The organism is Microcystis sp. CS-574 (genome assembly GCF_028329095.1).
Lineage (GTDB): Bacteria > Cyanobacteriota > Cyanobacteriia > Cyanobacteriales > Microcystaceae > Microcystis > Microcystis ichthyoblabe_A.
In genome coordinates this window covers 1-26,133 of sequence record NZ_JAQMSY010000174.1, presented here as the reverse complement: position 1 = coordinate 26,133, position 26,133 = coordinate 1, and the positions used below count along the sequence as shown (strand labels likewise).

Here is a 26,133-nt window from a genome sequence, read left to right as displayed (position 1 = left end):
TGATCTAGATAGATCTTAGCCCTTTCTTTCCGCAGTCACAGAAAAAAACAAATGTTTAAACTAGCTCTTCCTGCTCATAGACAGTCTTAACGAGTAATGTAGATAAGTAGCTGGTTATAATTAAATTGAAGATAGATCCCCCCTGCCCCCCTTGATAAGGGGGGTGCCGATAGGCGGGGGGATCCCCCCTTGATAAGGGGGGTGTCTGAAAGTTTTTAACATCTACCTACTTAGTCAACAGCTTAGTAGGGTAAAGTAAACCAAAATTGTGAACCTTTTTCATCATTATTCATAATGCCAATTTCGCCTCCGTGAGCATGGATAATTTGACGACATAGATATAAACCTAGTCCTAAACTAATCTGATTATTATTATTGCCTCGTTGATAGCGATCAAATAATTGTTTTCTCTGGGTTTCGCTAATTCCCACCCCATTATCGGCAATAGTACACCGGAGATAATTGCCCTCTAGTCTAGCCGAGAAAGTGATAATTATACCTTGGGGATTGTGTTTAAGGGCATTGGCTAATAAATTCTCAAAAACTCGCCAGAGATGGTGAGCGTCGGCATTAACTAAGGGTAAATCGGGGGAAAAGTTATTAATTAAAGTTGCTTGATTTTCCTTTAATCTTAACTCCCATTCCTGACCGATCTGTTGACCGATTTCGTAGAGAGATAAAGGCTTTAGTGCTAGGGAAACTCCCCAAAGATCATTTTGTCGGGTTTCGACAAGAGAATCAATTAAAGTTAATTGTCGATCGCAACTGTTGGCCATCTGTTGTAAAATCTTCCGGGATACTTCTTTAGTTTCTCCCTGAGAATTTTTAATTAAATTATTTAAGATCATTGACATCCCGATCACGGGATTGCGGAGATCGTGAGAGACAGCATGAAGATAAATTTCTAAAGTTTCTTCAGTTTTTTGACGTTCTTTAATTTCGTTTTGTAGTTGTTTTTTTTGACGGCAAATAGTTAATTGATTTTCAATGCGGGCCATGACTTCTTCCCCTTGAAAAGGTTTAGAAATATAATCGACACCTCCCACTTGAAAAGCTTTGACTTTATCGAAGACATCATCAAGAGCGCTGATAAAAATCACGGGAATTTCTCTGGTTTTTTCATCAGCTTTTAACTGTTCACAAACTTGATAACCATTGAGATCGGGCATATTAATATCGAGGAGGATCAGATCGGGAATTAGCGATCGCACTGTATTCAGGGCCATCTGTCCATTAATCGCTTTGCGTACCTGATATCCCTTCTCGGTGAGCATAATCGACAATAGCCGCACATTATTGGGCAAATCATCGACAATTAAGACACTAGAGCGCGGTGTGGGTTGAGTCATGCCGGTTATTTTATAACTCAAACTATTTAGTAAAAGTGTATAAAAAAACAGACGCAACACCTGCATCTGTTACAAAATTAACTATATTTTGAGGACAAGAACATCTAAGGATTTCCACCACCCACAGCGATGCCGGTACCATAAATCTGAGCATTTGTCAAGTTAATTCCCCCCATTGACGCACCCGTCACATCAGCATCATAGATCATGGCACTGGTGAAATTAACTCCATTGAGATTAGCTTGATTTAAACTGGCATTAGTCAGAAGAACTGCGGTTAAATTTGCGCCTTCTAGGTTAGCATCGGTCAAATCTGCGCCCTCTAAGTTAGCTTCCTCGAGATTAGCTCCCTGTAAATTCGCTTTTCTCAAATCGGCACCGATTAGATGCGCCCCTCTTAAATCTGCACCCCGGAGATCACAGCCCGGACATTCCCGCGTATTCAGTAATTGTTGCACCTGTTGGGGATTTTCCGCACCGACGGGGTTAATCAGCAGTAAGGAGGCTAGGGAACCTAGAACAATCATTAAAGTCCTTTTCATCGTTTTAGCCTCCTCTTTCGTTTTCCTCTCTACTTTTAGGATAGGAAAAAAGCTGCTAACCAACTTCCCCCGATCGGGCTAATTCTCCTGTTATCTCACTTTTGCTTGCTTTTGCTAGTCGATCTCTCCTTTTATTACCGTAGCGATCGCTGCTCGGGCATTTTCCTTAAATTCCTTGACATCGACGCGACTTAATAACCAAACTGCCAGGATCATTCCCAATGCTTGCACGAGGAAAACTAAGCTATAGGCTAAAACCGGACTAGAAAAGATAACTTTACCGATATTTAAAATCGTACCGCCTAAAACCGTGGCCAATCCCCTGGCGATCGCTTGGGATAATCCCCAAGCGCCGATAAAAGTTCCTGCGGTTTCGGCAGCGGTTAAATCTAACATTAAACTGGTAGCCCCAGCAGTAATCATTCCCGAAGCTAAACCGAAAAAGAGCAAGCTTGATTTTAATAAACTTTGGTCAGCAGAAAAGCCAGCAAAAATCAAGAGAATAAAACAAATTGTTGCAAAAATACAGCCATATTTAGTGGTTTTTTGTTTACCGATGCGGGGAATGAGCATAAATCCCGTGGCAGCAATACCAAAAAGGGTTCCGGTTCCCCAAAAAGCGTTTAATTGGGTGGTTTGGGCGATACACATCCCAAAAACCTCGCCCCCAAACGGTTCCATAATTGCATCCTGCATAAATAAACTCAAAGTCATCATCAGCAGAAAGGTGAAAAATAAACCGGTTTGCCGACTAGCGGTGAGAACCTGTAACGCATCCTTAAAGGTAATTTGATCCTCTCTTTGCACAAGAGTGGACCGACTACTAAAACGAGAATATTTTTTTTCTACGCCAAAAGTCGCTAAAATACAGAGACCGAAGACGATAGCGGGCATAATCGTGAACACGGGGTTAATTGTCGCCTGTAGTTGCGGAATATTGGCTATGGGGGCTGATTGAGTCGGATCATAGGTCAAAATATTTGTACCGCAGATATTGGGAGTATCCAGCAAACGAGAACTAACGATCGCCCCGACGACAATTCCCACCATCAGCATTGACCAAACTATAGCAACTAATTGCGATCGATTATCTTCATCGGACACATCCACCAAGAGGGCAGCAAAAGGGGTGGAACTGGCGCTTAAAGCTAGTCCGTAGAGGGCGAAAATTAAGGCTAAGAGGGCAATCCAAGCGTAGGAAATGGTATTCCATCCCGAAGTTTGAATACTAAGTCCCAATTGCCAGACTACCTGCAAAGCAATAAAAGCTAAAGCGGTAAAAACTGCCGCCCCAATCCAGACATAACCGCTGCGATGATGACCGAAAATAGTTTTACCGTCGGATCTTTGTCCAAACCAGATGCGTGCTGGACTAACAAACTGGTGCATAGCGATCGCAGCAGCGGCGAGAAAGGGTAAAACTTTTAACTCATCGATCATAATCCGATTGAGAACCCCCAAAGTCAGCAGGGACATAATACCTAGTCCCATCTGAAAGAGTCCTAAGCGAAACATGGTGAAAAGTCCCAGTTTTGGCAGGGGTTTTGGGGATGAGTGAGTAGAATGGGGAATATCGCTGGTAGCCATAGTTAAATCAATACGGGAAAAAAGCCGGTATTTAAAAATTTAACGCAGGACGAGCAGACATCTTCTGGGGATTTAAATTTCTATCTCCGATAACCAAGCGGTCAGATCTGTCAAGCTAGTAAAATCGAGCAGCGCTTCTCCTAAAGTTTCTAATTGTTCTAGAGATAGTTCTCGGATTTGTTGGCTTAAAGTCGAGGATATTTCACCTAAACGACGGTTAAGTAGCCGTAGAATCAAAGAAACCGCTTCTTCTCGTCTGCCTTGTGCTTTTCCACTTTCCCGGATATCCTGATAAATGACTGATTCGCGCATAATTTCTTCTCTTAATAAGCTTCCGATGATTTCCTTACTTAATACTAACCCCGCCAGAATTGCTGTAGCGGCGGCTAAATTGCTTTTTTCAGTTCTACCCCCGATATTATCAATTTTTGCGGCTACTTGTCGTAGAGTTTCCTAAGTAGTCATGCAAAATAAATTTCCTAGTGAAGACAGGCAAGAGGCAATAGGCAAGAGGCAAAAGCTTTATCGAAATGTGTAATTAATTTTGCTTAGGTACTTATTGTATTATCCATTTTCTGAATTTATCCATATCATTATTGACTACTGCTTCAAATGCCACGTTAGCATCAATTATCGTCCTTGTAAAATAAGTATTTATCGGCTGTATTTCAGTATCACTCTCGGTTGCAAATAAATGTTTTCTGATTTCTAAAATAAGTCTTAAGCTGTATTCCTTATTTCTTTTTGAATAATATTCTAAAAGCTTACTTTTTGTGTTACTACTATGAACTAGCATATTTCTAATGCGATAGATATTATACACATCATTTTTGACATCGATTATTGCTTGTTTTATTTTATTCAAGCAAGTTGTGTGATCAATAAAATGACCACGAATCTCACTTATATATTTATCGAATTGACTATTTTTCTGCTCAAAATCATCAAAAATTAATTGAAAGTTTTCAAGAAAATTACTTGCGTTTATCCCAATAGAACCGTTATCTTTTTTACTAATAAAAAATATATTTAAAATTTCATCAGATACTGAGTATCTATCCCATGGAAAGCCTTTTCTCGCTAAATTATCCGCAAAAGTAATTAGGAGATCAAAAAGATGGGATTTAATGGTAACAATAGCGAGCAATAATTGTAGGACTGAAATATTGTTCGCATTGTACCATTCTTCAAAAACAGATTTATCAAATTCCCTCGGAAGCCTCACAGTAATTTTTTCCGATTTATTGATAAAATGCTCAAGGGAATACCAAGAATATAGAAGCGCGTCGGAACTTTGTACTGACTCAACAGATTTACGATATAGTTCAATGGCAGTTAACCATGTTTCAACGCTTTTATTAAGTGAGTTTTTAGAAGAAAGCCAATGACCAATTCTGTCAGTATAAATATTATTAGGAATATCAAATTCTTTAGAATTCGATATATAACAATGATAAAAAACACCCTCACCTAGATCGTTACAGATAATGTAATTATTTGATATTATTTGTATTTCGTTGTTATTTGTCTTTTTCATGAGAGTATCCTTTTTTAGGAAGACAGACACAGCCCTCTCTACTGTTCTTATCGCTTGATCCTTCATTGAATAAAAATCATTTCCTTCGATGTCAACAGCAACATAATAAATACTCTCGGACATCACTTCAAATTCCTGTACTGTTTTTTCAAACCAAACAAGATCAGAATTTTCATCTCTGTATCTGTATCTGTCGTCTTGAATTGTTATTTTTCCATGAATTTGCGGAATATAAAAATAAACGTTACCTATTTTTAATGATTGAGAATTGGCTAGAGCAAAATTAGAAAGTTTAAAAATAACCTTATACTTTTTAGGTGGTTCGACATAAATTTTTTTCATCAGAAAAATCCTATCTTTAAGCCCCAAAGAGTCATAATATTGCTTGAGGGCAATTTTATAGTCTTCGTTTTCAGAATAAACTTCCTCGTTATATTTGGGTGATCCATATATGAGTCCACCGTATAAATACAATCCATCTGTACTTGTACTTATACGGTTCCAATGATCTTGAAACAAAGATAATTGTTTATGTAATAAATATTCTAGAGTTTTAACATAGTATCCTCGCTCAATAAACATTATTATAATAGTGTTAACGATAAATTTTAATTCCTCTAGATTCATTTCTTCTTTGAGGATTTCTGTAATAAGTAAATTAAGTAAACCTTCAAGACTTTCTACTGAAATTATCTCTCTTTGTATTATTTCAACAAAATATAATATGTCTTTTAATTCAAATTTTTTAGAATCTGATGCTGAATTTAAAGCTTCTAAAATAAATTTCAACTGAGTAGATATTGGTTTTGCCCATAAACTCTTAGCCGATGGCTCCCCAGCAGATTTTTTTGTGCCTTCTAAATATTGTTTAATCTCTGTAGTAAAATAATTTTTGGCAGATTGATTTTTTGAAAATATTTCTCGATTTTCTAAAATTTCTTCTTCTAAATCTGTTATAATTAAAATCAGGTGTTTGTTGTAATCATTGTCTTTTAATTCTTTAATTGCCTCACAGCTGTATCTCCATATAGATTTTACGACAATGAGGTTTTGACGAATAAACTCTGGAATATCTTCGATTTTAGAATCGCAAGCATCGCAATTGTGATCCATTTCTATTCTCTCAGTGAACTATAAATATAGTATAGCAGTTATCCCGCTGGTTTTACCCTCGTCAATCCCGCTATCGAATATCTTACTAACGAATACGGGACTTTCTATCGAGTTGAGGGGGAATTAATCGGCAGTAATCAAGTTCACCTATCCGTGCTAGTGGCGGATCGCGTGCGCCCAAAATATAATATGGATATTTCGACCAAATTGAGATGCAGCCGTCGAGGAAAGTGTAGATAACAATAAAACTGAGCCTCAAGGAGACTCAGTTTCTAGTTTTTTAAGGACGGGAAATTAACGAATGTACTCTTTGAGGATACTATTACGGTTAGGGTGACGCAGTTTCCGCAGGGCCTTGGCTTCTATTTGACGAATGCGCTCGCGAGTGACGTTGAAAATCTGGCCGATTTCTTCGAGTGTTTTCATCCGGCCGTCATCTAAACCGTAGCGCAGCCGCAGCACATCGCGTTCGCGAGGACTAAGGGTATCGAGGACGTTTTCTAAATCCTCGCGTAATAAATTTTTAGAAACTTCATCTTCTGGGGTTTCCCCATCCGCTTCGATAAAGTCTCCTAAACGGGAATCTTCTTCTTTACCGATAGGAGTCTCTAGAGAAATCGGTAATTGGGCAGATTTGGCAATAAAACGCAGTTTTTCAATGGTCATCTCCATCTTGGTGGCGATTTCTTCCTCGGTGGGTTTGCGACGCATTTCCTGAGAAAGAATCTTGGTGGTTTTTTTGATCCGGGAGATGGTTTCGTAGAGGTGGACGGGAAGACGAATGGTGCGGGATTGATCGGCGATCGCACGGGTGATGGCTTGACGAATCCACCAAGTGGCATAGGTGGAGAATTTATAACCCTTTTCGTGGTCGAATTTTTCGGCGGCACGGATCAAACCGAGGGAACCTTCTTGAATTAAATCTTGGAAGGAAAGACCGCGATTCATGTATTTCTTGGCGATCGAAACCACTAAACGCAGGTTCGATTGTACCATTTTTTCCTTAGCGCGACGACCATGGTACAAACGACGCTTAAAGGCCGATAAGTATTCCTTTGATTTGGCCAGCCATTCTTCCAGCAGGGGAGCCGTTAGCTCCGTCTTACCTAAATAAGCCTTAATATCCGATAGTTTCGGCTCTTTTTCCGATTTTTCAACGATAATTTTTTCGATGCGCTCGAACAGGAAAACCTGTTTTCCCCATTCAGCATCGCTATAGAGGCAAAAATCTTCGCGAATGCGTTCTAATTTCAGTAGATCGGCGATTTTTCTCGCTAATTCGATCTCCTCCTCCGCTCTCAATAACCGAATCCTACCGATCTCTTGCAGATAAATCCGAATCGAATCTTCTGTATAGGGTTTTTTTCTAGCGGCGTCGCGACGACGAGCGCTGGCAAGGCGGCGGGTTTTTTTGCCATCGTTGCTATCGCTGGTTTCTTCTAGCTCTAACTCGATATCCTCATCATCGAAGTCTTCGTCTAGGTCAATCAAATCTAAATCCAATGGCGGCTCGGTAAGGGTTAGTACATCGTGGGCCTGCATCATGCCGTTTTCCTCTTGCTCCTTCTGTGCAAAACTAGAAGATCGAATCTCAATCTAGGTGATACTGAACAAATTTGTGTCTCAAATCCGAGACGGGGAAAGACTTTTCCGATTGTAGCTTTAATTACAACAAATGGGAGAAGATTTTTGCTTAAATTTCCTTGTGTCGATGCGATTTTAGCGACACGGAATGCTGTTTTAGCTCGGTCAACTCATAATCTGGCTCCTGCAAAAATTGGGTAAATGGCTGGAGGACTGGAATCCGATCGCCGGTTTGTCTGCGGTGTTGACCAGATAGCTAAGTATCAAAGGAATTATGGGATGGGTTAACTGTTCCCACTGGCAAGAGGAACATAATCCCTATTTGCCTTGGCTAATTCCTTTAGTCTTTAGCTATTGTATTTAATTTGATCGGATTCTTACGGACAAATTTCATCCCTCATTGCTTTTACGCGAATCCAATTTCAATACAAGTGTATTAAAATTGTTAGAGCGCAAGCTCATAATATTAACTTAGCAACATTTTAGAAATTTGCGAGACAAATTTAAGATTTTCTCCAATAGCACCGTGGGGTGTGGGGTGTGGGGTGTGGGGAGTTTTCTCAGTGAACTGATAACTGATAACTGATAACTGACTCCTAACCCCACCGACCAAATTGTTGAGCAAACCCTATCTAGACTTGTACCATTTCTGGGGTTTTTTCCTTCTGCTGCAGTGCGACGTGGAGACGGTTTAAGGCGCTGACGTAGGCACGAGCGGAGGCGACAATAATATCGGTATCGGCTGCGCGAGCAGAATAGGTGCGTCCTTCGTAACGGAGACGGATAGTCACTTCTCCCAAAGCATCGATTCCCTCGGTAACTTCCCGCACCGAGAAAGAAATTAATTCGTTCGGAATCTGCACCACTCGATCGATCGCTTTGCAGAGAGCATCTACCGGTCCTGTACCAATGGCCGCATCGGATAACTCGCTACCGTCGGGAGTGCGAATCGTCACCGTGGCCGTGGGCCGGGCACTATTTCCGCAGGACACTTGTACTAGCTCAAGGCGGAAGTGATCGGGAACCGTATCGATTTCATCGTTAACAATAGCTTCTAGATCGCGATCGGTGATTTCCTTTTTGCGATCAGCCATTTCTTTAAACTGGATAAAAGCGTTATTAAGTTCCGTTTCCGAAAGCTCAAAACCCAATTCCTGTAAACGAGAGCGAAAAGCGTTGCGGCCGGAGAGTTTACCGAGGACGATCTGATTATGGGTCAAACCGATCGATTCTGCGTCCATAATCTCATAGGTGAGTTTATGTTTTAACACCCCGTCCTGATGGATTCCCGACTCGTGTGCGAAAGCGTTAGCACCGACGATCGCCTTATTCGGTTGCACGATCATGCCGGTAAGATTAGAAACTAGGCGAGAAGTGCGATAGATTTCCTTGGTGTTGATCTTGGTTAAAGGTTCCGTGGACTCTGCTGGACGACCGAGGAAAGGATTAAAATAGGAGCGCCGCACATGAAGGGCCATCACCAATTCTTCTAGGGAAGCATTACCGGCACGCTCACCGATACCATTAATGGTACATTCCAACTGTCGAGCGCCATTTTTAACTGCTTCGAGGAAATTAGCCACCGCTAACCCTAAATCGTCGTGACCATGGACGGAGATAATCGCTTGGTCGATATTGGGGACATTTTCCTTAATACCACGGATTAAAGCCCCAAATTCGCTAGGGGTGGTATAACCGACGGTATCGGGAATATTAACAGTGGTGGCTCCTGCGGCGATCGCTCTTTCGAGGACTTGATAGAGGAATTCCGGATCGCTGCGGCCGGCATCTTCGGGGGAAAATTCCACATCATCAACGAAGGATTTGGCATAGGCCACCATTTCCGGCACAATCTCAAGAACTTCCTGACGAGTCTTCTTAAGTTTGTATTGGAGGTGGATATCAGATGTGGCTAGGAAGGTGTGAATTCTGGGCTTGGCGGCGGGTCTGAGCGCATCGGCTGCTGATTTGATATCTTTTTGAGTAGCCCGGGCTAATCCGCAAATAATCGGGCTATCAGCTTCGCCGCCGACGCTGCCGGCAATTTTCTGCACCGCATCAAAGTCCCCCGGACTAGCGTGGGGAAAACCTGCTTCAATGACATCAACTCCCAGTCGTGCCAGTGCGCGTGCTATGGTTAGCTTCTCATCCACATTTAAAGCGGCACCCGGGGACTGTTCCCCATCTCGAAGGGTGGTATCGAAGATAATCACACGATCTGGACTGGTATTCATAGTTTTTTTGTACCGTTAACGAACTTGGGAGTTGTTCCTCTGATTATAGCAGCCGAGGCCGAGGGGGTTATAAGGAAAATTGCCCTGAGAATTTCTCGACCTGCTCGCGCTTTTCCCGCTTGCCCTTTTTTTGGCTACCATAGAGGATATAGATAAATTGGCGAGGGAGTTAACAATGTTTGGCAAACCAGCGAAGGAACCGAACCCACCGGAGGTAAAAGACCTACAGGAGGTGATGTTTTCAATTAAGCAAAATCTCGAACCAGATCAGGATAAAACCGATATTAATCTTGTTGAGACTCCCCCGCCAGAGGTGGTTACTGTAGTTGAAAATATTAGTAAAATTCTCTCTCCCTATTTTATCGTTTTGGTGGGTTTATTTCTCTATGATCGGAATAGTTTTATCGGTTTTTTGTTAGTCTTTACGGGAGTTTTAGCAATTTTCGGAGTTTCTCTCAAGGATATTAATAAACTCATTGAAGAAGGGAAAAAGTTTTTCCAATCTAAATAGGTTTCTCGTATAGAGCAGTTATCTTAATGGTGAGGTAGCAAGTCTCCACTGTTAGGAAACGACTAGAAGGGTGCTTTTTTGAGTGTTCAGTCAGTAAACAGTGAACTGAAAACTGAAAACTGAAAACTGAAAACTGATAACTGATAACTGATAACTGATATAAGATTATGTCTTTAGTTGCATCTTTACTCGATCGAGTATCTCCTCAGAGTTTACAACAATTGCGAGCCAGCGATCGAACTTGGCAAGCTTTGCGTTTAGAAAATCCGCTTATTCCTGCGGTAATTAATCAAAGTCAAGAATCTTTAGGAGAGACGGATTTTGATCTAGTTATTGCGGGGGGAACCCTGGGAATTTTCATCGGGGCTGCTTTACAAACTAGGGGCTGGCGTGTGGCATTATTAGAAAGAGGTATTCTGCGCGGTCGTGAGCAGGAGTGGAATATTTCCCGTTTAGAATTAAGCAGTTTTTTAGAGTTAGATTTATTGACCGAAGCAGAATTAAATCAAGCAATAGCGACGGAATATAATCCTGGGAGGGTGGGATTTTATCAAGGTTATGAGCTTTGGGTTAGAGATATTTTAAATATTGGTGTTGATCCAGTTTATTTGCTAGAGACTTTAAAAACTAAGTTTTTGCAAGCGGGAGGGAAGTTATTAGAAAATTCGGGGTTTAGTGGGGGGATTATTCATCCCGATGGAGTAATGGTTAAAACGGGAGAAGTAACTTTAAAAACCCGTTTATTAATCGATGCCATGGGTCATTTTTCGCCAATTGCAAAACAGGCCAGAAAAGGAGAAAAACCCGATGGAGTTTGTTTAGTGGTGGGTAGTTGCGGTCAGGGTTTTCCCAGTAATGAAACTGGTGATTTAATTTATTCTTTTACCCCAATCTTGCACCAATGTCAATACTTTTGGGAAGCATTTCCCGCTAGGGATGGTCGGACAACTTATTTATTTACCTATCTTGATACCCATCCCGATCGCTTTAGTTTAGAATTTTTGATGGAGGAGTATTTAAGATTACTGCCGGAGTATCAAAAGGTGGATTTAGAAGCGGTAAAGTTTCAGCGTTTTCTAGCGGGTTTTTTCCCTGCCTATCGTCAAAGTCCTTTAAAAATGCCTTGGTCAAGAATTCTGGCAGTGGGAGATAGTAGCGGTAGTCAATCTCCGGTCAGTTTTGGTGGTTTTGGGGCAATGGTTAGGCATTTAAAAAGGCTAACTTTTGCCATCGAGGAAGCTTTACAAATCGATGCTTTAAACCGAGAAGATTTAGCCCTTTTACAACCCTATCAACCGAATATATCGGTAACTTGGCTATTTCAAAAAACTATGAGTGTTGCCATGTCTGCTAACCCTAATCCCAACCAAATTAATGACTTAATGAGTGGAGTTTTTCGGGTAATGGACAAGTTGGGAGATGAGGTATTAAAACCGTTTTTACAGGATGTGGTGCAGTTTTCTTCCCTCTCAAAAACTTTGCCTTTGGTTAATCCTCAATTAGTTTTACCGATGATTCCGCAAGTGGGTATCAGTCCTTTTATTGATTGGACAGGACATTATTTTAATTTAGCTTTGTATAGTGGTTTATATCCCTTAGCAACTAGCTTAAAACCTGTTTTAGAAAAGTTACCCGACAAGCAAAAATATCTTTATCATCGTTATTTGGATAGTTGGAAATATGGCTCTGGGGGAGATTTTATCAGTAATCAGTGATCAGTGATCAGTAAACAGTGAACTGATTACTGATAGGGTGCATCTCTTATTGGTGACATTCTCTCACATATTGGTGAGCAGCAGAAGTTATTCCAAGAGGGCGAATGCAATTCGCCCCTACAATAATATTATCGCGTCAATGGTAGGGGCGCACTGCGTGCGCCCAAATGTAATATAGATATTTCTACAAAATTGAGATGCACCCCATCTGATAACTGATAACTGATAACTGATAACTGATTTAATCTTTATCTTGAAAAAATTGTTGATCGAGATAATTAACTTTAGCATAGGGTTCTAAAGCGGAGAGAATTTGTCGGCCATAACTGCGGGCATTGACACGATTATCGAGGACAGCCACACAACCTTGACACTCCCGGAGAGACTGAACAGATTTCTGAATTTCCCTCACTGCTGTGGGTAAAAGATAGGCACGAAACCAGTCGAGATGTTGTCGTTTATAGTAGGCAATTTTGCCAGCAACGAGAGGATTTTCGGGGGAGGGTAAGGGTAAAGTAGCGATAATTAATAAACTGGGAGTCGGAAATTTTTCTTGATGGGTTTGCCAGAATTGCCAACCACAAACGAGAATAGTATTACTATTAATCTCAGTTTTATCCACTTGCACTCGCGAACCGTAATCGGCTGCGATTTGGGTGGCAATTTGTGCCTTGAGGGGAACATCTTCAATCAGAATTACTATCGGTTGTTCACTGGTATGATTAGCACTAACTAATTCCCGCACTTGCTTTAATAACATCGGTTGAAATTCGGGGGTATTGGGGGCGCTGATGCGATCGGGTAGATATAAATGAATATATTCACTCTCGCGATCGGCTGCAAACTTTAAAGTTAAAATATCTCCGATACCCTGATTTTGACGGTATAAATTAGCGGATTTTTCGCTATCTAAAAAACTGCCGATTAAAACAAAGGGTTGCTGCTGCCAAATTGGTTTGAAAAAACTAGCCACCTCCAAAGGACTGATTTTTAGGGTAAATTCTTCTCGATCTCGATCTACTGATGTCCAGAGGAGATAATTATGCTCGGGGATTTTTGCCGCTAAAAGTTGCCAAACAGAATCAGTGGTTAAGTCTTGATGTAAGCGTTGCAGGAGAGCAATTATATATTCTTTTTCCTTGGCATCAATAAGATAGCAATTATAGGGATTAATGGGATGACCAAGAATACTTTGGCTAAGTTGTGCTTTAATTAAGTCTATAAACTCTCTATGCTGGGGATATGCTGACTCTAAAGCAGACCATTGTTCGGGAGTAATGGTGACGGTGAGATAATCTACTAGACAAGTTTCTAAATCTTCGGCTCGATCGATTATAGTGGGGATATTCTGGGGAAAATGACCGAGATTGCCCAATTTATCCTCTAACCATTGTTGGGGTGTGGTGAGGAGTAAACCGGTAAAATTAGCGGGAAAGCGATCGCTTTTGAGGATAGCTCGCTGAGTTTGTAACCATGCTTGCAGATGGGGGATTTCCACTTCTAACAGTAGGTTTACTTCCGACTCCGGGGCAACTATCAGAACAGGTGTATCACCCAAAAGAGCCGGGGTGAGATAACTGAGACAATAACGGGTAAGAGTGGTTCCAGTTTGTATGAGAGAGGACCGTTTTAAGCGTAAAGCTCTAGCCACCAGTCGCCCCATAGTGAGATGATGAGACCAGTAAAAGCGTCCTTGTTCGCGTAAAAAAGCGCGTAGAGAAGAATGAACCGCTGCTTCTAATAAAACCATCTCATCTCAGTTATTGGTTATCAGTGGGAAGGGAGAGGTTTACAGGTGATCTTTCATCAGTCAAACCCACCCCCGCGAGTTTACCGTGGATACTTTAAGTTTATGGTGTCCCATCTGCTTTTTACTTGCGACTTGGTGTGAGATGATCTAGAAATGTCTATTTTATGAGAAGGATAAAGAAAAGTAATGGCAGAAATTCAGTTTTCCAGGGGGTTAAAAGAACCAGTTGTTCCCGATATCCGCTTAAGTCGCACTAAAACGGGAGAGAAGGGATCGGCAAAATTTTATTTTGATCAACCGACTATCCTGGGAGATCAACAAACCGAGGAAATCACGGGGATGTATCTCGTCGATGAAGAAGGAGAAATCGTCACCAGGGAAGTAAAAGGCAAATTCATCAACGGTAAACCCACGGCGATCGAAGCTACGGTTATTTTTAATTCTCCCGCAGAGTGGGATCGTTTTATGCGTTTTATGGAACGTTACGGTAGCGAAAACGGTCTAGAATTTACTAAATCTTCCTGATTTTACCCTTAGCTTCTGGCAATTTGTCAAAAAACCCGCATTCAGGATCGATGCGGGTAGAAGTGAAAAATCAGAGGAAAAACCTATTTAACTCCCAACAATTCCACATCGAAAAGTAAAGTCGCGTTGGGAGGAATCACCCCACCGGCACCCCGCGCACCATAACCCAATTCTGGGGGGATAATTAAGGTACGCTGTCCACCGACTTTCATCGATGCGACTCCTTCATCCCATCCTTTGATCACTTGACCAACTCCAATGGTAAAGGTAAAAGGTTGATTGCGATCCTTGGAGCTATCGAATTTTTTGCCGTCTGTCAGGGTTCCCGTGTAGTGAACAGTTACTTTTTGACCTTTTTGGGGAGTTTCTCCAGTTCCTTCCACGATATCGATGTATTTTAGTCCCGAATCGGTGGTAACTGCTTGATCTAAATCCATGGAGATGATTTCCTTATTAATAGTTTGAGTGATAGGGGGTGGATCGATTTCTGCGGCGATCGCATTGGCTTTTTCCCCTCCACCAAAGAGGGAAGCAACGATTAAAAATAAGCCACAAACCGCAATGATAGCAAAACTGAGCAAGATTTCGCGCATTGATTTCATAGTTCCCTAACGCCAGAGTTTATTCTCTAAGTCTCTCACCTGTCGTTCTAATCTATCAATCCTTCCCCGCAGTTCGTCCATTTCCGATTGTCGGGGAACCCCTAAATCCTGCAAAATCTGGCGAATATAGCGTTCTAAGTTATTCTCGAAGCTCCCCTGTTCAGACTTCATCTGTGTCATCAGATCATCGACAAAGTTTTTAGCCTGATCAGAATTGATTTTACCGTCTTTGACTAATTCGTCGCTCACTTCTTTGATCTTTTCTGCCACCATCGAAGTAGTACCAATACCCATCAGCAGCAATTGTTTAATCCAGTCGCTATTATCCATTGTTTTCACACCTTTCAAGGAGACGGGGATAAAAATATCCCTATTCCATTATGGACTTTTGCGGCGGTAACGGCAGAGCGATCGAGCAGATAACCCCCTAAGGTTATTCCAGTGGAACTACCCCCATCTAGGTTTAAACCGTCTGTTGCCGCCATTAACAGCAAAATTCGGGCTAATTCGCCTAAAGTTGCCCCCCTTCCCCCGACGCGATTATGGATAGCAACTAGCAAAATTTTTCCTTCTTGACTAACTGCGATCGCACTGCGGGAAGCTTGTTGATTTTGGAATGCCGGACTAAATTTTTCAGCATTTCCATCTAAAACTATGCGTCCATTCTGCAATAATAGGGGACCTGCACCTAAAATCTGGGGATAATTAGCAAAATCCCTCGGTAGGGTGACGCTATCGAGGTTGACTGTCTCACCAATATTTAAATTAATATCTGTCTTTCGGCAGATGACTAAATAGCCATTTTCTGGTATGTCTATACTGTTCTGTGGGGAAAGATTATTTAATTTCTCCGTTACGCGATCGCCTTGGACGACTAACCCGGTTTCCCGCTCGGTGAGGGGATGATAATTACTCCCCCAATCGCGAGTATAACGACTGCAGCCGGCTGCCACAAAGGCACTATTTAACTGGGTTAGGGGAAAACGTTGTCCGGTGGCAGTAATGAGAGTTTCCTCTAAACTAAGGCGATCGATCCTGATTTTACCACGATTATCCCATGCGATCGCTCCTCGGTTTAAAATTGGTCCGGATAACCATTTGCTATCCACACGAATTGCCCCCAAAGGTAACTGATTATTACGATTAAAAAAGCCGCCATTAATCATCGCTACTGCGTTACTTTCGCTATTAATCGTGATCAGGGGATTAGTGCCGCGCATTGAGGTGGAATTAGCGGTAATTGGTTTAATAGTTATCTGGGGATTTCTGGGATCGATTTCTAACCAAGTCACGGGAAACCAATCTTTGTCTAACTGGATATATTTTTGATTCCAGATTAACCCTGGTTGCCAAACAATGCGCTTTTCATCCATAGCATCGGGACGAGAATCAATGATAATTCGGGGAGGATTAGCCACACTGCTGATCTGTAATCCGTAGGCAGTGGGAAGGTTAATTTTTAAACGACTGATCACTCCATTATTTTCTAAGGAAGTGATCTGAGTGGGTAAGTTATTATTGGAGTTGCCTAGATCATCTTCATCGTTATTTTGGTTACTGTTGCTGATAGTTTGGGGTTGAAACCTAGAGATGAGCGATTGCTGGGCATTTCCTTCTAGGGTAATCACTGCTTCATTTTTTGCTTGACTAACTTGCCAAAAGGTCGGGCGATCGAGTTGAATAATAATCCTTTGTACTGCTCCATAATTTTCTAGCTGAATATCTTGAATCTGGGCAGCAGGAAAGTTAATAGTTAAACTATCGCCATTAATAGTGGTTGTTGCCCCCATTGTTAGTAAAATATCCGTAACATCCAGCCAGCGATCGGAATTGATCAAATTAGCCGATAAAGTTTGTAAATTAAACCAGTTTATCGGTTGCTTTTTCGGATCATTTGTGCTAAGAAAATCCATGCCGAATAATTGTCTTGCTCCCGTGTCACCCATGGCGATTCTGGTACTATTTGCTGCTGTCCACTGTCGCCAAGAAACGGGCAAAGAACGACCATTAAGAATAATTTTTTTTCCCTGTTGCTGGTTTGATAAATCCCGAGAAGCTAAAGTTATTGGTGATCTATGATCGGCTAAAGATATAGCTGGACTGCCGATAATTATCAAGGAAGTTACCGTTAAACAGATAGATGATAAAGTCAGGTAATTTAACTTCATAATTATCCCCCTAAATCCCCTTGGTTAAGATGATAAAGAGCAATGATTTTTTCCGTGACTTCTGTAATAGTGAGATGATCGGTATTAACTTCGATCGCATCTGTGGCTTTTCGCAGGGGTGCTAGGGAGCGATTACTATCCAAATAATCCCTTTTTTCAATCTCTTGGGTTAATTCTGCGAGACTAATCCCACCATTTCCCTGCGCTTCTAAGTCTTTTAATCTCCTTCTGGCTCTTTCTTCGGGTGTCGCTGTCAAGAAAATCTTTAATTCCGCTTCTGGGAAAACATTAGTACCAATATCCCGACCTTCCACAACTATTCCCCCCGACATTCCCATCTGTCTTTGCAGGGTGACTAACTGCTGTCGCACCGCTTTTTGAGCGGCAATTCTGGACACTTGCGCGGTAATTGCGGGAGAGCGAATCTCTAAAGTCACATCCTGCCCATTAATCTTCACTATAGTCACATTTTCGGGACTATCGACCGGGATTATTTCTATCTTCGCTAAAGATAATAACTCGGCGATGGCCGCTTCTGCGGACAAATCCAGACCGGAATTCACCACTAACCATGTCACCGCGCGATACATCGCACCGGTATCGAGATAGGTTAACCCCAATTTTTCGGCTACTAAGCGCGTTACTGTCGATTTTCCCGCTCCAGCAGGTCCATCAATAGCGATAACTGCCCGACGTTGACGCAAGATAATATTATCAATTAAACGGGTTTGACCGATCGATCCAGCGATCGCTAACAGTCCCCCTGTCTCGATCTGCTCGATCGGTTGTAAACTCTGGGGATGGACTAAATCCAGATACTGAGGGCGAAATTCTGGCACTCTGTCGAGATTTTTTTGCACAATAGCCAGTAGTTTTTCCCTTTGTCTTTCCCCTAAACGAAAACTTTCGAGAGCTAATTGCAAACTTTGGGCGATAATTGTCGCTTTTTCCCTTTCTGTGGCCGATAGATACTGATTGCGAGAACTAACTGCTAATCCCGATGTTTCTCGCACTGTAGCACAAGCGCGAATCTCGATCGCTAAATTTAAATCCCTGACTAATTGCCGGATAATCGCTAACTGTTGGGCATCCTTTTCGCCAAAATAGGCGATCGTCGGTGCAATAATATTAAACAACCGCGTGACAATTGTGGCTACTCCCTGAAAATGTCCCGGACGAAAAGCACCACATAACCCGCTAGTCAGAGAAATCGGGGGAACAACTGCGGTTATCTCCTCAGAATCACCAATTCCTAAAGTTTCCGCACTGGGAGCAAAAATAGCAGCAACTCCCAAAGATTCACACAATTGGCGATCGCTGTCAAGGCTGCGGGGATAGCGAGAAAAATCCTCTGTGGGGCCAAATTGTAGAGGATTAACAAAAATACTGACCACAGTCACCTCCGCTTCCGTCACTGCGCGTCGAATTAGACTAGCATGACCTTTATGGAGAGCGCCCATGGTTGGCACGAGGGCAATACTGTGATCATGGCGATAATCAGCCAAAAAAGTGCGTAAACCGGGGATTGTTGTGAATATTTGCACAGGGTTCACTCCTTTAATAGCCTATTCCACTACTATTCGCCAGGGGATGCTGCCCGATGATCGATTCGGCTGCTTCCGGGGAATCGGCTTTAAATAATAACATCCCATCGCCTCTTTCTGTCCAATAACTCGTTTTTGTCTCCCGTCCTGACTTGAAAGAGGGTGTAGGGTGTAGGGTGTGGGGTGTAGGGAAAGAAACCTCTTTCATCTGTGGGGGTGAAAATTTTTTCATCGGGACTGACTTGATTAAACGCTGCATATATGCTTGTTTAACAAACCGGGGCATAATTTTTTTCAGGACAATGACTGGTGAGCAGCCCGACAATTATATAGATTAATGGCAAAAAAGACTTGACAAAATCCCTCGATTTGACCTATACTTTCTAGTATAATGGGAATCCGTGCCGAAATATATATAAGCCTTTTTAGTCCAGACTATTTCAAAAAACTTTCTGCAATTACAACCCCAAAAAAAACTTGAAACAATATCAATTAATACACTTGATCGGTGAATCGAATAGGGAACCTTCGAGCGAGTCGAGGGGGAATTAATCAGCAGTAATCAAGTTCCCCTATCCGTTGTCACGATTTGGCTAAAACGAAACCTAGATCATCAATTTCAATTTATCACCCTCAAACCCCGAAAGGAAAAATAAACCATGGCGCAACTATACGAAGAAGTGACCCTAGCCCGCGACGTTCCCGAATACAATCTTAAGCAGGGTGATTCGGCGATTCTTGTTGATATAGTTGCCCATCCGAAGGGGGGTGAGGAAGGATATGTTTTAGAACTATTCAACGAAGTAGAAGAATCGGTTAACGTCGTCATTGTCCCGAAATCGGCGATTGAAGAAGAGGAAAAAGAAGGTTCTTCGTTACTTGGTATGGTTCGATATAGGGGCATAAATTGACTAAATCCTGATCTGGCAAGAGACTTAATTTATTAGTTCGTTCTAGAGCGAAAACAATTGACAAAAATCGCAGCAATGTCTGTCTCTATAGGGGTTTTATTCCTTATAACCCCCTCTATTGCATAACACAAATAGATTAATACTAAAAAAGACTTGACAAAATCCCTCGATTTGACCTATACTTTCTAGTATAATGGGAATCCGTGCCGAAATATATATAAGCCTTTTTAGTTCCGCTATAAGTTTGTCCGAGAAGCAATCGAGAAAACCATAAACGGGTCATTGGAGGAGCCTTATGCCAGAATCTAGATCTGAGATTATTTCAGTTAAAGTTAAAGAAAATGTCACCATGTTAGTGGAAGCGAGAAGTTTCGGTGGTGAACGGGAAGTATCCGATCAAATATTTGACTTTCAAAGTGTGGCTGATACAATTGAGGCAGTTACTGAATCGATCGCTGCTACGATAAGTAAAGTGCAGCCCAAAAAGGCAACCGTAGAATTTGGGGTAGAAGTCAGGGTAAAATCTGGTAAACTAACCGCTTTAATTGTGGAAGGTGAAGGAAAGGGAAATTTAAAAATTACTCTGGAATGGGGAGGATAAATTGATTAAATGCTTACCTCGGAATCTCTACCCTCTTACACTGTCAGGTTAAAGTTAATCGATGCATCAGGAACAGGCTTTTTTGTGGGACAAGGGTTAATTTTGACCTGTCTTCATGTGGTAAAAGATGCGCGGGATAATAACGAGACTATCGAGATAATTTGGCAAGGTCAAATTTCTGGGGCTAAAATTATCAACTTACCGAATCTAGACGGGATCGATCTGGCTCTTTTACAATTAAACTCGTCTTTAGATCACAAATATGTCGATTTTGATCAAGATTTACAATTAACAGATAAATTATACACTTTCGGCTATACCAACAAGTATCCGAACGGTGATCCTAGTGACTTTGAGTATATAGGTTTAACGGGGGATGAAAACCCCTTAATCAAGTTTAAATTAGGGCAAGTACAACCCGGTTTTAGTGGTTCACCTCTGTTAAATTTACGCACGGGGAAAGTGTGCGGAGTGGTGAATATAACCAGAGATGAGTATAGTGATTTAGGAGGAAGAGCGATTCCAGTTCAGACTATTTTTAAATATTTTCCGCAATTACAACCCCAAAAAAATGCCCATAATCCTTTTATACCCACTTCCGGAGGTATTGAAGAAATTCAGCAGATTTTTGGCCGGGAACAAGAAATTAAAGATATTTTTGAGGTTTTAAATTCCGGCAGTAGTGCTGCTATTATCGGGGAAAGGGGAACGGGAAAAACCACCCTGCTTTGGGGAATTTACCATCAAGCAAGGGAGTATTTGCTTAGTCATCGACAACCCTTGTATCTAAACTTAGAAGGATTAGCAGGAGATAAGGATTTTTATTATGAATTATGTCATCAGATTGGTATAGCTGCGAATTACGATAAACCGCTCAAAGGAACTAGATTAACTAGGGAATTAGAAAAACATAAAATCCTGTTATTATTGGATGTGGTAGATAATATGACTCAAAAATATTTCAGCTATCAGCTTAGAAGTCAATTAAGAGAGTTAGCCAATCGTCCCGATCCACCTTTAAGATTAGTAGTAGCGGCTAATCGTTCCCTTGATGTTTTATTTCCTGATAACAAAGGAGGTGATTCACCTTTCGAGGGAATTTGTCAACAATTTCCGATTAAATTATGGGATGAAGCTAAAATTAAAGAGTTTATTAGTCATCGTCTAAGTCAAACTGGAGTGACTTTTACTGAGGAGGAAATAAGTTCTCTTGTTAGGCAAAGTCAAGGAAAGCCGCGAGAGGTGATGCAAAAGTGTTTTAAACTTTATCAAACCAAAGTCAATAACTCAGCATCCCGAACTTAGGTTATAACTAAACAATAAGTTGATTTAATTTTGGGTTTGATCCACCCTGCCCCCCTTGATAAGGGGGGTTTGATCCTACCTTGAGTAACACCTAACTACTTAATAAACCATCACCGGGTAAATAGCTAGAGATAGAAATTATGAAGGAAAGCACCGTCCCCAGAATTAATCTCGCTCCTAAACTCAAACGCGATTTATCTTTATGGAATCCCTTTGATTATCTTTTGCTGTTGTACTGGGTGTTTTATTTTCCCCAAGCAGTGCGCTGGTATGTGGAAACGAGAGGCGGCGGCGATAAATTAACAGAACAGAAAACATGGCGCGATACAAGGCAATTTCTCCGCGACCATCGCGTACAATTGCGTCTAGGGATTCAGGGTCTTCTCTTAACTGTAATTACCCCTCTGATTATCTGTAGCATAGCGGCAAATTTAGGACTTTCTGTTGATTGGTTCGGCGTGGTGTCCGGCGTGGTGTCCGGCGTGGTGTCCGGCGTGGTGTTGGGCGGGGTGTTGGGCGTGGGGTTTATATTCGCCTTTTTCCGTCCTGATAATTGGCTAATCGGGCTTTTGGCTGGCCCTCAAGGGCGACTTTTTCCCCGTATTACCTTTCTACCGCTGCCGGGGTTAACCTCGACTCTACAACAATGGTTACAGCAAGACTGGGAAACAGCTATTAATAACCTCAATCAATACCTTCGGTACAGCCACCAGTTTATTCCTGTCCTTGTCGCCATTAACCGCGTTTTATCGCAATTCCCAGAGGCAGAAATTATCTATCGCGTGTCCCGTCTGGCAGAAAATACCTCCGATTGGCAATTGTTAAAATATGCGTCGGCGAAACTGTTTTCTTTTCCTCGCAGCAAAATCCGTCTCGATACCCCTGCTCGTGCCGCCGCCGCCGGTTTTTGGTATCTTCGCCAACGGGACACCGAAAAAGCCGAAAAAGCCTTTGCTGTGGTACGTTCCCTCGCCTACGGGGAAGAAATGTATAGCCTCGCCCAAACTTTACACCGATTTAGTCAGGCAGCAACTCTCCATAGTATCGCTTCCCTGGAGGTTGCCCCCATTGCCGCAGAACCGTCATTACGTCCGCAAACTTGGCAAGCTATCAGCAGTTTAAATCTAGTTATCACAGAAATGGCTTTAGTCCAGAGAAGTTACTCCCAACAGGTCAGATCCCTCGCTCTTAATCGGATTATCGGGGAATTAAGGGATATAAACGACCAACAGGCGGCTACTTTACCCCAAGCAGAAAAAGAATTAATCCTTTCTATCGCCGAAAAATGGGCAGAAATTAGCACATCCATCGCGAAAACGGTGGGAACGGTAACTATTACCCAACAGATTCCTAATCTCTACACTATCGGTGATCCGGTGATCGGTAAACGCTTTGTTGGTCGTGGGGATATCCTGCGGGAACTTCAGTCAATGTGGTCGGGAGATAACCTATCCTCCGTGGTTCTCTATGGTCATCGTCGCATGGGTAAAACTTCGATTCTACGCAATCTGGAGGCCTATCTCCCACCAAATGTCTCGGTTATCTACATTAATTTACAGCGCGTGGCCACAGTAACCAGCCTAGCCGAAGTTCTCCTGACTATGGCTGAGGAAATCGCCCAAACTTTGGCAATTGATGCCCCAGAAGAGGAAAAAATCTCCCAACATCCAGAAATGTATTTTAATCGTTATTTAGACCGTCTGATGCGCCAGATTCTGCCGGAAAAAGCTAAAACCGGTTTAATTATTGCCCTCGATGAGTTCGAGATAATTGAGGATTTAATCGAAGCGAATACCCTCCCCCGGAATTTCCTCGGCTATCTGCGTTCCCTTGTCCAGAGTAGTCCGCGTCTAGCTTTTGTTTTTGCCGGATTACATACCCTAGAGGAGATGACTGCCGATTATTTTCATCCTTTTTTTGGCAGTGTTTACCCGATTCCAGTTAGTTTCCTCTCTCCTGAATCTACTCGCGTTATCCTCGCTAATCCCGTTGGGGAAGACGAGGATTTTCCCCTAGACTATACCCCATCCGCTTTGGACAAAATTTATCAACTTACCCACGGTCAACCCTATTTAGTACAACTGATCGGCTTTCATCTGGTACGTTTTTATAATAAACAGGTCTTTGAGTTGCAACGTCCCCAAGATATTCGTTTTCAGGTGGAAGATGTGGAAAAAGCCATCGATGCTGAGTTTTTCCAAAGGGGGAATTATTATTTTACGGGTGTCTGGAAACAGGCTAAACAAGATGCGGCCGGACAAGGGGAGATTTTAATAGTTCTTTCTCCCCATCTGCAAGGATTAACCCGGGCAGATTTACTGTCCAGCACCGCGTTAACCGCCACAACTCTCGACCGGGCCCTAAAAACCCTTGAAAATCATCACGTCATCGAATGCCAAGACTCCCGTTATCGGATTGCTGTGGAATTATTCCGTCGTTGGGTATCGGAAACAATGGCCTAAGGGACTTGCGCTTTAATAATGTACCTTTTGGGCGAACGCAGTTCGCCCCTACATTAATGTACCTTTTGGGCGAACACAGTTCGCCCCTACATTGTGGACAAAATCCGTTACAGTAGGGGCGCAAAGCTTGCGCCCTCCGATCGGTTGGGATATTATTTCCACGCAGGTCTCTAAATTCTTTTGTTATATTTTTGGCTAATATTTCAGCCCCAAATAGGGGGGTTACAGGGCAGCACGGATTCCCACTATAACAAAATAATAGAACAAATCTGGGAATTTGTCAAGGCCTTGGCAATTTTCCGATTAAAATTGTTTGTTGAGATGGGGTAAGGGGCAAGACCCGCCAGGCCCCGACGAAAAACTTTAGTATAATCAAGAATATTTAAGTAAGTGGTTTCAATTAAATTGAAGATAGATTTTGTCCTTGATCCCCCCTGCCCCCCTTGATAAGGGGGGTGCCGATAGGCGGGGGGATCCCCCTTGATCATGGGGGTGTCTGACAATTTTTAATACCCACCTACTTATTATTTATTAGCTTTTCTGTCTAAGATTGATGTTAAAGGCTGTTCTGTTCGATTTTAATGGGGTGATCATCAATGATGAACCAATCCATCAAGAGTTAATCAATGAAATCTTGCTCGGGGAAAATTTACTGCCCCTAGGGTCGGAATTTGCGGAGTTATGTCTGGGAAGAAGCGATCGCGTCTGTTTGCGTAATGTTCTCACCCGTCGCGGTCGTCAAGTGACCGAGGAGTATCTGACTAAGTTAATTAACAAAAAAGCGAGTTTATACCGAGAAAGATTAGAAAAATTAGAGAAACTTCCTATTTATGAAGAGATATACTCTTTTTTAAAACGAGTTAAGGCCAGGGATCTACAAATCGGTTTGGTGACGGGAGCAATACGCTCGGAAGTGGAATCAATCTTGCAACAGGCGGGCCTTGGGGATTACTTTAGTGTCATTGTCACCGGTGATGAGATCAGCACCAGTAAACCCCAACCGGATGGTTATTTACTGGCCGTAGAAAGATTCAATCGTTGGAATTTTAATCTGCAATTGCAACCCTGGGAATGTCTGGTGATTGAAGATACTTTTGCTGGTTGCGAAGCGGCAAAAAGAGCGGGAATGCAGGTGGTGGGAATCGCTCATACCTACCCCTTCCATTTTATGCAGAGAGTGTCCAACTGGGCGATCGATAATTTTTCCCAACTAGACCTCGATCGCGTGGAAGAAACTTTTAGCCAAATCGGGGATAAAAAGGAGCGATCGGGATTTTTAGGCAATCTATGACCATCTAGAGGCGATTAACAAGCTGAAAATCCCTACTTGTAAAAATCGGCAATTCGTGTTATGCTAACGAAAGTGCGGGTGTAGTTTAGTGGTAAAACCCTAGCCTTCCAAGCTAATGATAGGGGTTCGATTCCCCTCACCCGCTTAGGCTGTTGTGCAGTAAACGTCTAAGGAATTATCGGTAATATCAACGGCGATTCTGACTTAGAGATCGCTATCTTCTAAATATCTTTGCAAATCTTTGGTACGCTGCTCGGTGACATTTGCCAAACAAAAACCGTAAATCATGGGAGCTAGAGAGCCTCCCTCATAGGCGCTTCTTTCAAATTCGCAACTGCTGTCTCTAAACTTAATCCAAGCTTGTTGGGCGCTAATTAATTTTTGTTTGCGAGCAGCTGACAGTTTTGGCAGTAGTTGTCGATAAACTTGATTTAACTTGCGATCGGCGTTTTGATAAGCGATGCTGGCACAAATGTTCATTTCGCTTTGAGTCTGGGGATTGTTACAGTTAGGACGTTGAGCTAGTTGCAAGTTTGTCGCTGCAAATGTGGGACTGGCAATGCTAGGGGTAGCCATCCCGACAGCAAATAAACTTGCTATGCTTAATACGGTTAGTAAAAACTTGTGCATGGCTACTTACTTTAATGACGGTAAGAAGAAGATAACAGAAATGCGATCAAATCGAGCATAGCTTTTTCATTCTGCTCGATTCGTTGGTTGGCTTGGTTAAGTAGCTGGTTATAATTAAATTAAAAATGGATTTTAGGTTCGATCCCCCCTGCCCCCCTTGATAAGGGGGGTG

Annotated in this window: 21 protein-coding genes, 1 tRNA gene and 2 pseudogenes; 10 read left to right on the top strand and 14 right to left on the bottom strand. The window is 42.2% G+C overall.

The window, feature by feature from the left end; all coding sequences use genetic code 11:
* Positions 1–242 precede the first annotated feature (242 nt).
* The 7 genes and pseudogenes from PN470_RS14085 to PN470_RS14055 all read right to left on the bottom strand — a co-directional run bounded on the left by PN470_RS14085 (position 243) and on the right by PN470_RS14055 (position 9,946).
* Positions 243–1,349 carry a hybrid sensor histidine kinase/response regulator gene (locus PN470_RS14085; protein WP_272104714.1) on the bottom strand — a complete coding sequence of 369 codons (1,107 nt, stop codon included), beginning with the start codon at positions 1,347–1,349 and terminating at the stop codon, positions 243–245.
* 104 nt (positions 1,350–1,453) lie between these two features.
* Positions 1,454–1,891 (bottom strand): pentapeptide repeat-containing protein, encoded by a 438-nt coding sequence (locus PN470_RS14080; RefSeq protein WP_272104713.1) that lies wholly within the window; start codon positions 1,889–1,891, stop codon positions 1,454–1,456.
* Positions 1,892–2,005: 114 nt separating this feature from the next.
* Complete coding sequence (locus PN470_RS14075) at positions 2,006–3,478, bottom strand: BCD family MFS transporter (protein ID WP_103112387.1); 1,473 nt, start codon at positions 3,476–3,478, stop codon at positions 2,006–2,008.
* Between the two features lie 72 nt (positions 3,479–3,550).
* A pseudogene (locus tag PN470_RS14070) lies at positions 3,551–3,931 on the bottom strand (DUF4351 domain-containing protein); the annotation flags it as partial.
* A gap of 103 nt (positions 3,932–4,034) precedes the next feature.
* Positions 4,035–6,128: a hypothetical protein gene (locus tag PN470_RS14065; protein ID WP_271937210.1), complete on the bottom strand. Its 2,094-nt coding sequence runs from the start codon at positions 6,126–6,128 to the stop codon at positions 4,035–4,037.
* Positions 6,129–6,422: 294 nt separating this feature from the next.
* Positions 6,423–7,673: an RNA polymerase sigma factor RpoD gene (rpoD, locus tag PN470_RS14060; protein ID WP_002755984.1), complete on the bottom strand. Its 1,251-nt coding sequence runs from the start codon at positions 7,671–7,673 to the stop codon at positions 6,423–6,425.
* 671 nt (positions 7,674–8,344) lie between these two features.
* A complete protein-coding gene (locus PN470_RS14055) occupies positions 8,345–9,946 on the bottom strand; it encodes a 2-isopropylmalate synthase (RefSeq protein WP_271937207.1) in 1,602 nt (533 codons plus the stop codon).
* Between the two features lie 175 nt (positions 9,947–10,121).
* Here PN470_RS14055 and PN470_RS14050 point away from each other — a divergent pair, with 175 nt between their 5' ends.
* Together PN470_RS14050 and PN470_RS14045 are read left to right on the top strand one after the other, a co-directional pair.
* Positions 10,122–10,457, top strand: coding sequence for a hypothetical protein (locus PN470_RS14050; protein WP_002783895.1), 336 nt, complete (start codon positions 10,122–10,124; stop codon positions 10,455–10,457).
* A gap of 167 nt (positions 10,458–10,624) precedes the next feature.
* Positions 10,625–12,172: an FAD-dependent oxidoreductase gene (locus PN470_RS14045; protein ID WP_272104712.1), complete on the top strand. Its 1,548-nt coding sequence runs from the start codon at positions 10,625–10,627 to the stop codon at positions 12,170–12,172.
* 241 nt (positions 12,173–12,413) lie between these two features.
* On the opposite strand, the gene PN470_RS14040 is transcribed toward PN470_RS14045, so the two are convergent.
* The gene (locus tag PN470_RS14040) at positions 12,414–13,922 is read right to left on the bottom strand and encodes a helicase C-terminal domain-containing protein (protein ID WP_272104711.1); all 1,509 of its coding nucleotides are present in this window, start codon (positions 13,920–13,922) and stop codon (positions 12,414–12,416) included.
* A gap of 186 nt (positions 13,923–14,108) precedes the next feature.
* Here PN470_RS14040 and psb28 point away from each other — a divergent pair, with 186 nt between their 5' ends.
* Entirely contained in the window at positions 14,109–14,447 is a 339-nt protein-coding gene (psb28, locus tag PN470_RS14035) for a photosystem II reaction center protein Psb28 (protein WP_002755988.1), read from the top strand.
* A gap of 83 nt (positions 14,448–14,530) precedes the next feature.
* On the opposite strand, the gene PN470_RS14030 is transcribed toward psb28, so the two are convergent.
* The 5 genes from PN470_RS14030 to PN470_RS14010 are packed head-to-tail and all read right to left on the bottom strand — an operon-like array spanning position 14,531 to position 19,047.
* Entirely contained in the window at positions 14,531–15,049 is a 519-nt protein-coding gene (locus PN470_RS14030; protein WP_002773862.1) for an FKBP-type peptidyl-prolyl cis-trans isomerase, read from the bottom strand.
* A 6-nt stretch (positions 15,050–15,055) separates the two neighbouring features.
* Positions 15,056–15,379, bottom strand: a complete 324-nt coding sequence (locus PN470_RS14025) for a phasin family protein (RefSeq protein WP_002746237.1) — start codon at positions 15,377–15,379, stop codon at positions 15,056–15,058.
* Positions 15,380–15,393: 14 nt separating this feature from the next.
* Positions 15,394–17,217 carry a phosphodiester glycosidase family protein gene (locus PN470_RS14020; protein WP_272104710.1) on the bottom strand — a complete coding sequence of 608 codons (1,824 nt, stop codon included), beginning with the start codon at positions 17,215–17,217 and terminating at the stop codon, positions 15,394–15,396.
* A 2-nt stretch (positions 17,218–17,219) separates the two neighbouring features.
* Positions 17,220–18,761 carry a bifunctional pantoate--beta-alanine ligase/(d)CMP kinase gene (locus PN470_RS14015; protein WP_271937194.1) on the bottom strand — a complete coding sequence of 514 codons (1,542 nt, stop codon included), beginning with the start codon at positions 18,759–18,761 and terminating at the stop codon, positions 17,220–17,222.
* Positions 18,762–18,774: 13 nt separating this feature from the next.
* On the bottom strand, positions 18,775–19,047 hold the full coding sequence (locus PN470_RS14010; protein ID WP_103112380.1) for a hypothetical protein: 273 nt from the start codon (positions 19,045–19,047) through the stop codon (positions 18,775–18,777).
* Between the two features lie 235 nt (positions 19,048–19,282).
* On the opposite strand from PN470_RS14010, the pseudogene PN470_RS22380 reads away from it, so the two are divergent.
* The 7 genes and pseudogenes from PN470_RS22380 to PN470_RS13980 form a co-directional block, all read left to right on the top strand.
* A pseudogene (locus PN470_RS22380) lies at positions 19,283–19,417 on the top strand (DUF6883 domain-containing protein); the annotation flags it as partial.
* A gap of 3 nt (positions 19,418–19,420) precedes the next feature.
* Positions 19,421–19,672: a DUF4926 domain-containing protein gene (locus PN470_RS14005; protein WP_272104709.1), complete on the top strand. Its 252-nt coding sequence runs from the start codon at positions 19,421–19,423 to the stop codon at positions 19,670–19,672.
* 295 nt (positions 19,673–19,967) lie between these two features.
* Positions 19,968–20,273: a CU044_2847 family protein gene (locus PN470_RS14000; RefSeq protein ID WP_002762380.1), complete on the top strand. Its 306-nt coding sequence runs from the start codon at positions 19,968–19,970 to the stop codon at positions 20,271–20,273.
* Between the two features lie 9 nt (positions 20,274–20,282).
* On the top strand, positions 20,283–21,578 hold the full coding sequence (locus PN470_RS13995) for a S1 family peptidase (protein ID WP_272104708.1): 1,296 nt from the start codon (positions 20,283–20,285) through the stop codon (positions 21,576–21,578).
* A gap of 140 nt (positions 21,579–21,718) precedes the next feature.
* Positions 21,719–24,040: an AAA family ATPase gene (locus PN470_RS13990; RefSeq protein WP_272104707.1), complete on the top strand. Its 2,322-nt coding sequence runs from the start codon at positions 21,719–21,721 to the stop codon at positions 24,038–24,040.
* 553 nt (positions 24,041–24,593) lie between these two features.
* Entirely contained in the window at positions 24,594–25,331 is a 738-nt protein-coding gene (locus PN470_RS13985) for an HAD family hydrolase (protein WP_272104706.1), read from the top strand.
* A gap of 74 nt (positions 25,332–25,405) precedes the next feature.
* Positions 25,406–25,476, top strand: a tRNA-Gly gene (locus tag PN470_RS13980).
* Positions 25,477–25,535: 59 nt separating this feature from the next.
* Here PN470_RS13980 and PN470_RS13975 read toward each other — a convergent pair.
* Positions 25,536–25,961, bottom strand: a complete 426-nt coding sequence (locus tag PN470_RS13975) for a lysozyme inhibitor LprI family protein (protein ID WP_271935654.1) — start codon at positions 25,959–25,961, stop codon at positions 25,536–25,538.
* Positions 25,962–26,133 lie beyond the last annotated feature (172 nt).

Coding starts and splice junctions, on each gene's coding strand:
- PN470_RS14085 (WP_272104714.1), bottom strand. CDS start 1,349: ATGACTCAACCCACACCGCGCTCTAGTGTCTTAATTGTCGATGATTTG.
- PN470_RS14040 (WP_272104711.1), bottom strand. CDS start 13,922: ATGGTTTTATTAGAAGCAGCGGTTCATTCTTCTCTACGCGCTTTTTTA.
- PN470_RS14055 (WP_271937207.1), bottom strand. CDS start 9,946: ATGAATACCAGTCCAGATCGTGTGATTATCTTCGATACCACCCTTCGA.
- PN470_RS14030 (WP_002773862.1), bottom strand. CDS start 15,049: ATGAAATCAATGCGCGAAATCTTGCTCAGTTTTGCTATCATTGCGGTT.
- rpoD (WP_002755984.1), bottom strand. CDS start 7,673: ATGATGCAGGCCCACGATGTACTAACCCTTACCGAGCCGCCATTGGAT.
- PN470_RS13995 (WP_272104708.1), top strand. CDS start 20,283: ATGCTTACCTCGGAATCTCTACCCTCTTACACTGTCAGGTTAAAGTTA.
- PN470_RS14025 (WP_002746237.1), bottom strand. CDS start 15,379: ATGGATAATAGCGACTGGATTAAACAATTGCTGCTGATGGGTATTGGT.
- psb28 (WP_002755988.1), top strand. CDS start 14,109: ATGGCAGAAATTCAGTTTTCCAGGGGGTTAAAAGAACCAGTTGTTCCC.
- PN470_RS14075 (WP_103112387.1), bottom strand. CDS start 3,478: ATGGCTACCAGCGATATTCCCCATTCTACTCACTCATCCCCAAAACCC.
- PN470_RS14010 (WP_103112380.1), bottom strand. CDS start 19,047: ATGCCCCGGTTTGTTAAACAAGCATATATGCAGCGTTTAATCAAGTCA.
- PN470_RS14050 (WP_002783895.1), top strand. CDS start 10,122: ATGTTTGGCAAACCAGCGAAGGAACCGAACCCACCGGAGGTAAAAGAC.
- PN470_RS14000 (WP_002762380.1), top strand. CDS start 19,968: ATGCCAGAATCTAGATCTGAGATTATTTCAGTTAAAGTTAAAGAAAAT.
- PN470_RS14005 (WP_272104709.1), top strand. CDS start 19,421: ATGGCGCAACTATACGAAGAAGTGACCCTAGCCCGCGACGTTCCCGAA.
- PN470_RS13990 (WP_272104707.1), top strand. CDS start 21,719: ATGAAGGAAAGCACCGTCCCCAGAATTAATCTCGCTCCTAAACTCAAA.
- PN470_RS13985 (WP_272104706.1), top strand. CDS start 24,594: ATGTTAAAGGCTGTTCTGTTCGATTTTAATGGGGTGATCATCAATGAT.
- PN470_RS14045 (WP_272104712.1), top strand. CDS start 10,625: ATGTCTTTAGTTGCATCTTTACTCGATCGAGTATCTCCTCAGAGTTTA.
- PN470_RS14065 (WP_271937210.1), bottom strand. CDS start 6,128: ATGGATCACAATTGCGATGCTTGCGATTCTAAAATCGAAGATATTCCA.
- PN470_RS14080 (WP_272104713.1), bottom strand. CDS start 1,891: ATGAAAAGGACTTTAATGATTGTTCTAGGTTCCCTAGCCTCCTTACTG.
- PN470_RS14020 (WP_272104710.1), bottom strand. CDS start 17,217: ATGAAGTTAAATTACCTGACTTTATCATCTATCTGTTTAACGGTAACT.
- PN470_RS13975 (WP_271935654.1), bottom strand. CDS start 25,961: ATGCACAAGTTTTTACTAACCGTATTAAGCATAGCAAGTTTATTTGCT.